Genomic DNA, 12192 nt, shown 5'->3' with positions numbered 1-12192 from the left:
ATCGAATGCATTTGAGCCTGCCGGCCGCGCGGCGTCTGATTTAGCTTTTTTTCACCCAAGCTTGGCGAATAAAAGCATTTAACACGCGGCCCGTGGGCTCTTTAGGGTGAGAAAAAACTCAAGGGAGCAATACGTTATGATGAAAGCATTTTTTAGCCGCACCTTGCTGGCGCTGGCGGCGGTTATCGGCCTGGCTGCAAGCGTCCAGGCCGAAGCGCTGCGCACCATTCGCATCGGCGTGCCGGACCAGAGCGCAGGCAGTAAACCCTTTATTGAGGGTCCGGTCGGCATGGCGTTTATCCGCCACCAGCTGGAAGAAACGTTTAAACCGCAGGGCGTAGAAGTGCAGTGGCAGTTTTTCAAAGGCGCTGGCCCGGCGGTAAATGAAGCGTTAGCCAACCGCCAGCTGGATTTTGTCTACCTCGGCGATCTGGCGGCGATTATCGGTAAAGCCAACGGACTGCCGACGCGCCTGCTGCTGGGCAGCCGCGGCTCGGAATCTTACCTTGCGGTGACCAAAGCCTCGGGGATTAAAACGCTGGCCGATCTGCAAGGCAAACGGGTGGCGGTATATCGCGGCACGGCGGACCAGCTGGCCTTTGACCGCGCGCTGCAAACCGTCGGCCTCAATGAGCGTAGCCTGCAGGTAATCAACCTCGACTGGAACGCCGGCAAAGCGGCGCTGGCGGCCGGTCGCGTCGATGCGGTGTGGGGCGGCGTTTCGCTGCTGGCGCTGCGTGGCGATAAGATTGATGTGGTCGTCAAAAGCGGCGATTCCGGCCGTCAGAACACGACTCAGGCGGGATTCCTCGGCACGCAGACGTTTATTGACGCCTGGCCGCAGGCGACCCAGCAGATGATTAACGTACTGGTGAAGAACGCCGCGGAAATCAGCGACCCGGCTAATCGCGACGCCTGGTCCGCCGAGATGGCGCAGCAGAGCCAGATCCCGCAGGCGCTGTTTCTCGAAGAGCTGCAGCCGCAGGATCTGAACTTTACCACCTCGCCGCGTATCGACCCGTTCCTGACCGACAGCTTTAGCCGCAGCGTCGAACAGGCGAAATCGGGACGCCTGATCCGCAGCGCTTTTGACGTCAGCCAGTGGGTGGACGGCCAGTTTGTCGAGCAGGCGCTGAAATCCCTGCGGCTGGAAAATCGCTGGCCGCAGTATGATGCCAAAGGCCTGGCGAAAAACGCCGGTTAACCGCTCTCCTCCTGCGCCAGCAGCTGCAGCTGATGCTGACGATCGGTATGAAGGATAATCTCAATTAGCTTCTCCACCAGCGGCGGCTGCGCCGCGTGAACCGGAGAGATAATGGCAAACCGGGTCTGCATCAGCCGCCACTCCTCAGGCAGATCGCTGAGCTCCAGCTTAACCAACCGATGGCTGTGCTGGCACAGCGCGAAGCCGTCCTCGCTGGCGAAGCTAATCGCGTTGGTCTGCGCGAGGGTGGCAAGCAGCGCGTAGATATGGTCACACTGAATCGCCGGGGTAAAATCCTGCTGCTGGCTAAGGGTCGCCAGCACCTTGCGCACGCCCGGCGGCAAATAGGGCGCCGCAAAGGGGTAGCGCAGCATCGCCTGGATAGAGACCGGCCCCTGTTTGGCCAGCGGATGGTCGGCATGGCAGACGAAAAAGCAGCGCTGCGGGCTGAGCGGCTGCACGCGCAGCTGCGGGTCGAGCTCGGCCTGCCAGCTGTCGGCGACCACAAAAGGGTAAAGCTGGGAGTTCAGCGCCTGATGCAGCGCCAGCCAGTTATCGATTTGAAAGCGCACCCTCGCCTGCGGTAAAAGGCGATGAAACCCGCCGACGGCGGCCGGAATCAGCCTCGCGGCAGGGGCCGGGCCGCAGCCAAAAGCGACCTCGCCGTTTTGCGCATCGTCCGCTTCGCGCAGCTGGCTGCTGAGCTCCACGTTCAGCTCCTGAAAGCGGCGGGCGTAGGGCAGCAGCTTTTGCCCGTGCAGGGTGAGCGTCGGTAGCTTGCTCTGGCGATCGAATAACGGATGGCCGACGCTCTGCTCCAGCGCCTGAATGCTGCGGCTGAAGGCCGACTGCGACAGGCACACCGCCTCCGCCGCGCGATTAAAACTGCCGTATTCAACTAGCGCCACAAAGTTGCGCAGTTGGCGAAAATCCAGATGCATTGGCCGCCCCACTCTCTCTTTTTGGCTACAAAAGTACTGGAGCGCAGCCAGGCGGCGCAATGGCGGAATGATGAGGATTTTTCACCCAGCACGGAAGCAGAAGGAACGTCCAGCATCCGTATATTTGTGAAATATTGTTTCAAGGAGAAAAAAATTATTAATATGGCGGGTTCGGTTTTGCCATAAATAATCAGCGTTAATTCTCACGCCGCGAACCGGCCTATATTATTTACGTAAGGTTTCGTAAATTTTGCGTTTGGTCATTCTGAGGCCGTAGCGAATCGGCTATAAAATATCACGGCCCGTTTTCAGTGACGAAAAACAATGATATGAAGCCCAGACTCTCTCACGCGCTATTATTTGTTCCTTTTTTGCTTTTGGCAGGATGTTCATCCTCATCGAAACCGCATAAAACCGCCGCCCAGAGTAGCCACTCGACCATTGACGGAGGTTCTGACGATCTGATCCCGGTGATCGCCGCGCTGCACGATCAGATGCATACCTGGGAGGGAACGCCCTACGAATGGGGCGGGACGGAGCAAAGCGGCGTCGACTGCTCCGGGTTTGTCTGGCGTACGCTCAAAGATCGCTTTAACCTGCCGATGGAGCGCATCACCACTCGCGAACTGCTGCACATGGGTGAGCGCGTGAGTCCGCGCCAGCTACGGCCGGGGGATTTGGTTTTCTTCCGAATTAAAGGCGGCATGCACGTCGGCTTCTATGATACCGACCATAATTTCCTTCACGCTTCCACCAGCCAGGGCGTGATGCGCTCTTCGCTGGATAATCCGTACTGGCAATCGGTATTCTACCAGGCGCGCCGTCTGCCGAAGGAATATAACGCGCAGATCACGATGAATAACGATAATCTGCACCTGGCGAAAAACCGTTAATCACAAATAATAAAGCCGCCCTGTTACCACGGCGGCTTTATTGTCGATCAGTCTTAGAACTGGTAGGTCATACCGACAGCGACGATATCGTCATCGTTGATCCCGAGCTTATTATCGCTCTTCAGCTGGTTGATTTTATAATCAACAAAGGCGTTCATGTTTTTGTTGAAGTAATAGGTCACGCCAACATCAATGTAGTTGACCAGGTCTTCGCTTCCCACGCCCTCAATATCCTTGCCTTTTGACAGCACGTAGCCCAGGGACGGACGCAGGCCGAAGTCGAACTGGTACTGCGCCACGGCTTCAAAGTTCTGCGCTTTATTGGCAAAACCGCCGCTGATTGGCGTCATTTTGCGGGTTTCGGAGTACATGGTCGCCAGGTAGATATTATTGGCGTCATATTTCAGGCCGGTCGCCCAGGCTTCCGCTTTTTTACCCGTACCGCGGGCCAGCAGGTTCTGATCGTTCGTACGATCGGAGCTGGTGTAGGCCGCGCTGACGGCGAAATCGCTGCCGCCGAAGTCATAGCTTAACGCGGTGCCAAAGCCGTCGCCGTTCTGTTTTTTGGCTTCACGGCCTTCGTTTTTGCCCTGGTACTGCAGGGTCAGATCCAGGCCATCCACCACGCCGAAGAAGTCGGTATTGCGGTAGGTTGCCAGGCCGCTGGCGCGTTTGGTCATAAAGTTATCGGTCTGCGCGGAAGAGTCGCCGCCGAATTCCGGGAACATATCGGTCCAGGCTTCGACGTCGTACAGCGCGCCGAGGTTACGGCCGTAGTCAAATGAACCGTAGTTTTTAACTTTCACCCCGGCGAACGCCAGGCGCGTTTTCTGCGAAGAGTCGCTTTCGGTTTTGTTGCCGGAGAACTCTGATTCCCAGCGGCCGTAGCCGGTCAGATCGTCGTTAATCTGCGTTTCGCCTTTGATGCCGAAACGAACGTAGGTCTGGTCGCCATCTTTGCTGTCATAGTCGCTCATATAGTGCATCGCTTTGACTTTGCCGTAGACGTCCAGTTTATTGCCGTTTTTATTATAAACTTCTGCCGCCTGGGTAGCCGAAGAAGCAATAAGACCCATCATCATTAATGCCAGTGAGCTCTTTTTCATTATCTAGTCCTGGTGATTTATTTATACGCGCTAATCAATTCCGGGCGGAAGCCCTGTCAAAAACTGCAGGTTTTTTAACGCTCTAATATTAAAAATTTATGACAACATGGAACTTTTGATAAAAAAGCGTATTTAATTATTTCCGTCATGAATGTGTCACGTTTCCCCGCCAGAATGCCCGATCCGCGCAATGAAGTGGTTCGTCCACCACGCCAGGTGTTGGCAAGCGGGCTGACTCCTGTTACAACATCAATTCGATATCGAAACTCCTTTTTGAACGGCAGAGAATCATGAGTGATAGCCAGACGCTGGTGGTAAAACTGGGCACCAGTGTTTTAACGGGCGGATCCCGCCGCCTGAACCGCGCCCATATCGTTGAATTAGTGCGCCAGTGCGCACAGCTGCACGCGATGGGCCACCGAATTGTGATAGTGACCTCCGGGGCGATCGCCGCCGGACGTGAACACCTCGGCTACCCGGAATTGCCCGCGACCATCGCGTCCAAACAGCTGCTGGCGGCGGTTGGCCAGAGCCGTCTTATCCAGCTGTGGGAACAGCTGTTTTCTATTTATGGCATTCACGTCGGCCAGATGCTGCTGACCCGCGCCGATATGGAAGACCGCGAGCGTTTCCTTAATGCCCGCGATACCCTGCGCGCGCTGCTGGATAACAACATCGTGCCGGTAATTAATGAAAATGACGCCGTGGCCACCGCCGAGATTAAAGTCGGCGATAACGATAATCTTTCGGCGCTGGCGGCGATTCTCGCGGGCGCCGATAAACTGCTGCTGCTGACCGATCAGCAGGGCCTGTTCACCGCCGACCCGCGCAACAACCCGCAGGCCGAGCTGATTAAAGACGTGTACGGTATCGATGACGCCCTGCGCGCGATTGCGGGCGACAGCGTATCGGGTTTAGGTACCGGCGGTATGGGCACCAAGCTGCAGGCCGCCGATGTCGCCTGCCGCGCGGGCATCGACACGATCATCGCCGCCGGTAGCCGTCCGGGCGTGATTGGCGACGTGATGGAGGGGGTTTCCGTTGGCACCCGCTTCCACGCCCAGGAGTCGCCGTTGGAAAACCGCAAGCGCTGGATTTTCGGCGCGCCGCCGGCGGGCGAAATTACCGTGGACGCCGGTGCGACACAGGCCATTCTCGAACGCGGCAGCTCCCTGCTGCCGAAAGGGATTAAAACCATCACCGGCAACTTCTCGCGCGGCGAAGTGATTCGCATTCGCAGCCTTGAAGGCCGCGATATCGCCCACGGCGTCAGCCGTTATAACAGCGATGCGCTGCGCCGCATCGCCGGGCAGCACTCGCAGCAGATCGATGCCATTCTGGGCTATGAATACGGCCCGGTCGCCGTCCACCGTGACGACATGATTATCCGTTAAGGAGCTGAAAATGCTGGAACAAATGGGCATTGCTGCCAAAGCGGCCTCGTATAAACTCGCGCAGCTTTCCAGCCGCGAAAAGAACCAGGTGCTGGAAAAGATTGCCGACTATCTTGAAGCGCAGACCGACGCGATTCTGCGGGCTAACGCTGAGGATCTGGCGGAAGCGCGCGCCAACGGTTTGAGCGAAGCGCTGCTCGATCGCCTGGCGCTCAATCCGGCTCGCCTGACCGGGATTGCTAACGATGTTCGTCAGGTCTGCAGCCTGGCTGATCCGGTCGGTCAGGTGATCGACGGCGGCCTGCTGGACAGCGGCCTGCGTATCGAGCGTCGCCGCGTGCCGCTGGGCGTAGTGGGCGTGATTTACGAAGCCCGTCCAAACGTGACCGTCGACGTCGCCTCTTTGTGCCTGAAAACCGGCAACGCGGCGATTCTGCGCGGCGGCAAAGAGACCTGGCGCACCAACGCCGCCACGGTGAAAGTGATTCAGCAGGCGCTGCAGGAGTGCGGCTTACCGGCGGCCACCGTGCAGGCGATTGAGAGTCCGGATCGCGCGCTGGTCGGCGAGATGCTGAAGATGGATAAGTATATCGATATGCTAATCCCGCGCGGCGGCGCAGGTTTGCACAAGCTATGCCGCGAGCAGTCGACGATCCCGGTGATCACCGGCGGTATCGGCGTTTGCCATATTTATATCGACCACTCCGCTGACGTTGCCGAAGCGCTGAAAGTGATCGTTAACGCCAAAGTGCAGCGCCCGAGCGCCTGTAATTCGGTCGAAACGCTGCTGGTACATCAGGATATCGCCGAACGCTTCCTGCCCGCGCTGAGCAAGCAGATGGCGGAAAGCGGCGTCAGCCTGCACGCCGATGCGGCCTCCCTGCCCGCGCTGCAAAACGGCCCGGCCAGCGTAGAGCCGGTGAAAGCGGAGCAGTATGACAACGAGTACCTGTCGCTGGATCTGAACGTGAAGGTGGTGGCCGATCAGGATGAAGCGGTGGCGCATATTCGCGAGCACGGCACCCAGCATTCCGACGCCATTCTGACGCGTACCCTGGGCAACGCGAACCGCTTTATCAACGAGGTGGACTCCTCGGCGGTGTACGTCAACGCTTCTACCCGCTTTACCGACGGCGGCCAGTTCGGCCTCGGCGCGGAAGTGGCGGTCAGCACCCAGAAGCTGCACGCGCGCGGCCCGATGGGGCTGGAAGCCCTGACGACCTATAAGTGGATTGGTTTCGGCGACGATACCATTCGTGCTTAATGCTCATTGGGTGATGCAAAAGTAGCCGTTTGATTCGCAAGGGCATTGACGCATCACCCACTTAGTTTTAACCTTCTATCCCGTGCTTACGCTCGTCAGCACGTCTTGCAGGGCCGATATAGCTCAGTTGGTAGAGCAGCGCATTCGTAATGCGAAGGTCGTAGGTTCGACTCCTATTATCGGCACCATCTCAACTTCCCCAAACGTCCGTATTCATCCATAACTACTATGATTTATAAAGATTTTACTGATTTTTAGTCCGTCATTGTCCGTAACCATCCAGTAGAATCCGATACTGAATGTGTATAGGATTGTGTATATGTTCCTGTTCGGTCTTGGATTCCTATACACATGCCTTTAAACGATATGCAGATTCGCCGCGCTAAGCCTGAAGCTAAAGCCTATACACTTGGAGATGGGCAAGGCTTGTCATTGCTTATAGAGCCTAATGGAAGCAAAAGCTGGCGGTTCCGCTATCGCTATGCCGGTAAGCCCAAAATGATCTCGCTTGGCGTGTACCCGACGATCACACTTGCAGATGCCCGTTCCCGTCGTGACGAAGCGCGGAAACTGGTCGCGGAAGGAAAGAACCCTAGTGAGGTTCGAAAAGAGCAGAAGATTGCTTTGCAAACGGAATCCGAAAGTGCGTTTGAAAAGATAGCCACAGAGTGGCATCAGATGAAGTCCGCAAAATGGTCGGCAGGATATGCATCAGATATCATGGAAGCGTTTCAGAACGACATTTTCCCGTATGTAGGGGCAAGACCCATTGGTGAAATAAAACCGCTAGAACTGCTTAATGTGCTGCGTAAAATTGAAAAACGCGGGGCGTTAGAGAAGATGCGCAAAGTGCGACAGCGTTGCTCAGAAGTTTTTCGTTATGCCATAGCTACTGGGAGGGCTGAATTTAATCCTGCTGCAGATCTCTCTAGCGCCCTCGAAGTACATCAATCCACTCATTTCCCGTTCCTAAAAGCTGATGAGATACCCGGTTTTCTTCGTGCTTTAGATAGTTACACTGGTAGTCGGCTTGTCCTGATTGCCACGAAATTACTCATGATCACGGGTGTTAGAACCATCGAATTACGTGCGTCCTTATGGTCAGAATTTGATCTAGGTAACGCTATCTGGGAAATTCCTGCTGAAAGGATGAAAATGCGCAGGTCACATCTTGTGCCATTGTCGACTCAGGCGTTAGATTTACTCAATGAGCTCAAGCTCATGACAGGGAACTATCGTTATGTTTTTCCGGGGCGGAATGATCCGAACAAACCTATGAGTGAAGCGAGTATAAATCAGGTCATCAAACGCATTGGTTATGGTGGAAAAGTTACTGGGCATGGTTTTAGACATACACTGTCAACAATACTGCATGAAAAAGGATATGACAGCGTGTGGATAGAAACTCAATTAGCACATGTAGATAAAAATACTATACGTGGTACTTATAACCATGCGCAATATATCGATAATCGCAAATGCATGTTGCAAGCTTATGCGAACTTTATTTTAGGAAAAATATAATATGGGTAAGTTTGATAATCTAAATGATTATGTCGCAGTAAGGCAAAAAGATTTTGAAAGTTGCATAAATGTTGTAGAGCATGAACTTCATATTGACTGTGTATCAACTAATCTAAGATTTCATCATATCAAATTTAATGGAAATGGAATTCCTATGGTGAAAGCGTTAGCTTGTAAGTTGTATGAATATATTATTGATTATTGCCTTTCTGCTCGTGAGCGTTCTGATACTCTTACGCCGCAACAATCAATGATATTATCGAAACAAGCCAGAGACTTGTTTCGGCACCCTAAAATCACTGATAACTCACCAGACAAGACAGGTGAAGCAGGTGAGACTTTACTATTTTTTTTAATGGAAGCTGTACTTGGTGCCCCTCAACTAGTTGCTAAGATGGAGCTCAAAACGAATTCTAATGATGAAGTTAAGGGGTCTGACGGTATACATGTAAGATGGAATGAACAGGATAAACTTGTCGATTTATATTTTGGAGAGGCTAAGATATATAAGAGAGTTTCAAGTGCGTTAGATGAAGCTTTAAAAAGCATCTCATCATTTCACGAGAGTGAAATGTATAAACATGAGTTTAATATAGTTACTAAATTTTTCAAATATGCAAATAATGAAATTAAAAATGCAATAAGCGATCTTATTATTTCAGGGGAGCCTGGACCAAATATCAGGCTTAATCACGCCTGCCTCATCGGTTACAATTGGCATAAATTCAAAAAATTAAAAGCTACTGATGAACAGTCTTTAGAACAGCATTTTCTAAAAGAATTTAAAAATGACTTCCCAAGGCTAAAAAAATTGTTAGAGGATAAGTTTAACTCTTTTCCTCAGAAACATCTTAAGTTTGATGTTTTCTTTATCCCCTTTCCTTCAGTTACTGATTTTCGAAATGAATTTAATGCGGCTTTGGACTAAATATGAAACAGATTAACGAATTATACCTTAGATTGATCAAGGCTAGCGTGGTTAAGTTACTTGGTGTTGTCAGTGATGAATATATCATCACCAACGAAGAGATATACAAACTACTCTCATATGCTTCTATTTTATCATTGTCTGATAATGTTCTAGATAGATCAAAATCATACGAGATTGTTAGTCGTGTATTCGAAGTCGCAACTGATTTTAACCCTAAATTGATTAATGCTGCAGATCTCATTTTGTCTCGAATAGGGAATTTCCCCGGAAGATTGTTAATGAGAAATAGATTCAATAGAGGGGAGGAACCAGATTTATCACTGCCATTTTCTTTAGAAAGAATAGCGAGAGAGGTAGAGAATTCATTTGATGATAAAAAACTAACAGATTTTCAATATAATCTTTTCGCATCACTGGAAAAATACTCATCGCTAAGCGTATCAGCACCAACATCGGCTGGTAAATCATTTGTTTTAACCTTAAATGCAATAAGGTGTATTAAGAATCACTCTAAAGAATGTATAGTTTATATAGTTCCGACCAGAGCACTTATAAGTGAAGTGTCTATGAGGATTCGAAGTGAATGCTTAAATGCAGGGTTATCCAGAACAATAATACGAACGTCCCCGGCATTAGTGGATAGAGATAAGGTTGTTGAAGGGATAGTTTATGTATTAACTCAAGAGAGATTTATTAGTTTACTTACCGAGTCAGTAAGCCATCCTGATTTTGTTGTTAATTTGCTTTTAATAGACGAAGCACATGAAATACAAAAAGGAAAAAGAGGAATCTTGCTGCAGAATGCGATAGAAGTATCGCTCGATTTATATCCTAATGCGAACATTATGTTCTCTAGTCCCTTAATAAAAAACCCTGAGTACTTTTTATCTGTATTCAAACGAGAATATAGAAGTAAGCATTTTGTTGAAAGGATGTCACCTGTTGCACAAAATGTTTTATTGGTTAACCCGGTTAATAGGAAGGTAAAAACAATTTGTGTTTCTAACTTGCTAGAGGGAATGCATGTAGATATTGGTGAATTTGAAATTAATTTCTCCTTTCGTGGTGGAAAGGTTCAACAGAAATCATCTTTTGCAAAATTTATTTCTGATAGTGGTGGGGCCGTGATTGTTTTCGAAAATGATCCTTCTGCGGCTGAAGATGTTGCTCTATCTTTGACAGAAAAACTGACTATTGAAAACGCTCTTCCTGATTACTCCGAATTTATTGGTTTTATTAAGGAGGAAATGCATAGTGATTATTCTTTGGCGCATTGCATGGAGCGAAGAGTTGCTTTCCATTATGGGAATATGCCATCCATAATTAGAAACGGGATAGAATATTTTTTCAAACGTGGAGATATTCAATATATTGTTTGCACGAGCACCTTGTTGCAAGGGGTTAACCTTCCAGCAAAACATATTATATTAGATAACCCTCATAGTGGTTCCAATTCCATGTCTCGCGCTGACTTTTTAAATTTATCTGGTAGAGCTGGTAGATTGCTTCATGAATTTCATGGGAATGTTTGGTGTTTGAGACCTAATGATTGGGATGCGAAAGTTTTCGAAGGAGAGAATCTTCAGGTTATAAATACTGCTATGTCTGATGTTATGTTGGATGGTGGTGGGATTATTTGCAACGCTATAGACGGGTTGCTCATTGACCCAATTGAAAAGGATCTTGCTGATGTTGCCTTTGCAAAGCTATTTCACGAAATCAGACGTGATGATTTACAATCTGAGTATTTCCTCAGGAGTGATAAGAGTGAGGATTATCATGAGATCTTAGAATATAACTTTAATAAAATCTCTATGATGAGAATTAATGTTCCCGACGAACTGCTTAGAATGAATATTGGGATTAGACCTGATTATATACAAAGGCTGTATGATTTATTTAAAGAGTCTGCAAATTTAGATGATTACTCGCTATACTCACCTTTCAAAAAAGGTGGTAAGCAAAGAATTGATGTGGCTATTGAGATTATAAGAGATATATTCTCGTGGAATATTAGCCATCAACACTCTTTATGGATAAGCATGCTGGCTCATAAATGGATGACAGGTAATTCATTGAGCAGCCTCATTTCTTACGAAGTTGACAGAGCGTTTTCTCCCGAAGATAGAAAGAAAAGCGAAAAAGATACTTCTTTTAAAAGGAAAAAAGTTTCATCGACTATTCGTGGTGTTCTCAAAGGGCTAGAGACTCAAGTCAGATATAATTTAGTACGATATATTAAGGTTTATCAGGATGTTTTAAGGTTCGTCATGGAAGAGCGCAATGAAGGTACAAAAGCAGTCCTAGTGGAAAACATTAGTGCCTATCTAGAATTTGGTTCTTGCAATCCGATTGATTTAAATCTTATGTCATTAGGACTTTCACGTAGCACAGCATTGTTAGTCAGAAAGAAAGTAAAACTTCCCCCGGAAGGTACCCCTGAGGATTACCTGTCTTTCCTTAGAAAGGTAATTTTTGATAAGAAATCAATACCGTCATATTGTATGAGGGAAATAAAGGAAGTATTGGGAGAGATAAAAAATTAAATATCCCCCACTAGCGCGCAATGCTCTCCCCGCCTCGTCTGCGCGCTTCGTGGGTCTGTTTTTATGCAGGTGCATTCAGGCTCAAACTGCAACAGGCCCGAATGCATCAGATGAATGCATGGACTGGAGGTGGGAGCTTTAAGGGGCAACAGTATCAACGCCGAAATAACCGATTTCCCTCATCCTCCGGGCGGCCTTTTCCTGCACTTCACCTGACCGCCTCAGAGGCTCGCCACGCCCCCGAACAGCACTGCACCATCCACCGACACTCCCACGAGCCTGCGCAGCGCAGTGACGCGCTCAGGCCGCGAAATTAAATATCATTAAATAAATACTTTACCGCTGGCGCGCATTGCTTTCCCCGCCTCGCCTGCCCGCTTCGTGGGTCG

At 49.8% G+C, this 12192-nt stretch carries 9 protein-coding genes and 1 tRNA gene; 8 read left to right on the top strand and 2 right to left on the bottom strand.

Annotated features, from left to right (window positions below; translation table 11 throughout):
* The first annotated feature begins 136 nt into the window (after positions 1–136).
* The gene (locus KCG39_RS24130; RefSeq protein WP_004129429.1) at positions 137–1204 is read left to right on the top strand and encodes an ABC transporter substrate-binding protein; all 1068 of its coding nucleotides are present in this window, start codon (positions 137–139) and stop codon (positions 1202–1204) included.
* Here KCG39_RS24130 and KCG39_RS24125 read toward each other — a convergent pair.
* Entirely contained in the window at positions 1201–2145 is a 945-nt protein-coding gene (locus KCG39_RS24125) for a LysR family transcriptional regulator (protein ID WP_004129427.1), read from the bottom strand. The two genes, KCG39_RS24130 and KCG39_RS24125, sit on opposite strands and share 4 nt — an antisense overlap.
* Positions 2146–2474: 329 nt before the next feature.
* On the opposite strand from KCG39_RS24125, the gene KCG39_RS24120 reads away from it, so the two are divergent.
* Positions 2475–3038, top strand: coding sequence for a C40 family peptidase (locus KCG39_RS24120; RefSeq protein WP_004129425.1), 564 nt, complete (start codon positions 2475–2477; stop codon positions 3036–3038).
* A gap of 53 nt (positions 3039–3091) precedes the next feature.
* Here KCG39_RS24120 and phoE read toward each other — a convergent pair whose 3' ends face one another.
* Complete coding sequence (gene phoE, locus KCG39_RS24115) at positions 3092–4144, bottom strand: phosphoporin PhoE (protein ID WP_004129421.1); 1053 nt, start codon at positions 4142–4144, stop codon at positions 3092–3094.
* 290 nt (positions 4145–4434) lie between these two features.
* Between phoE and proB the strand changes: the two genes are divergently transcribed.
* The 6 genes from proB to KCG39_RS24085 all read left to right on the top strand — a co-directional run bounded on the left by proB (position 4435) and on the right by KCG39_RS24085 (position 11803).
* The gene (gene proB / locus KCG39_RS24110; protein WP_004099297.1) at positions 4435–5538 is read left to right on the top strand and encodes a glutamate 5-kinase; all 1104 of its coding nucleotides are present in this window, start codon (positions 4435–4437) and stop codon (positions 5536–5538) included.
* 10 nt (positions 5539–5548) lie between these two features.
* Positions 5549–6802 carry a glutamate-5-semialdehyde dehydrogenase gene (gene proA, locus KCG39_RS24105; RefSeq protein ID WP_004129420.1) on the top strand — a complete coding sequence of 418 codons (1254 nt, stop codon included), beginning with the start codon at positions 5549–5551 and terminating at the stop codon, positions 6800–6802.
* 112 nt (positions 6803–6914) lie between these two features.
* Positions 6915–6990: transfer RNA gene (locus KCG39_RS24100), tRNA-Thr, on the top strand.
* Positions 6991–7153: 163 nt separating this feature from the next.
* Positions 7154–8326 carry a tyrosine-type recombinase/integrase gene (locus KCG39_RS24095; RefSeq protein WP_049163773.1) on the top strand — a complete coding sequence of 391 codons (1173 nt, stop codon included), beginning with the start codon at positions 7154–7156 and terminating at the stop codon, positions 8324–8326.
* Between the two features lies 1 nt (position 8327).
* Complete coding sequence (locus KCG39_RS24090; RefSeq protein WP_049163771.1) at positions 8328–9254, top strand: HamA C-terminal domain-containing protein; 927 nt, start codon at positions 8328–8330, stop codon at positions 9252–9254.
* A gap of 2 nt (positions 9255–9256) precedes the next feature.
* Positions 9257–11803, top strand: a complete 2547-nt coding sequence (locus KCG39_RS24085) for a DEAD/DEAH box helicase (protein ID WP_211811485.1) — start codon at positions 9257–9259, stop codon at positions 11801–11803.
* Positions 11804–12192: the final 389 nt, after the last annotated feature.

Origin of the sequence: Klebsiella pasteurii (assembly GCF_018139045.1) — a bacterium.
GTDB lineage: Bacteria > Pseudomonadota > Gammaproteobacteria > Enterobacterales > Enterobacteriaceae > Klebsiella > Klebsiella grimontii.
The sequence above is the reverse complement of the archived record's forward strand: the minus strand, read 5'-3'. Positions and strand labels throughout refer to the sequence as shown.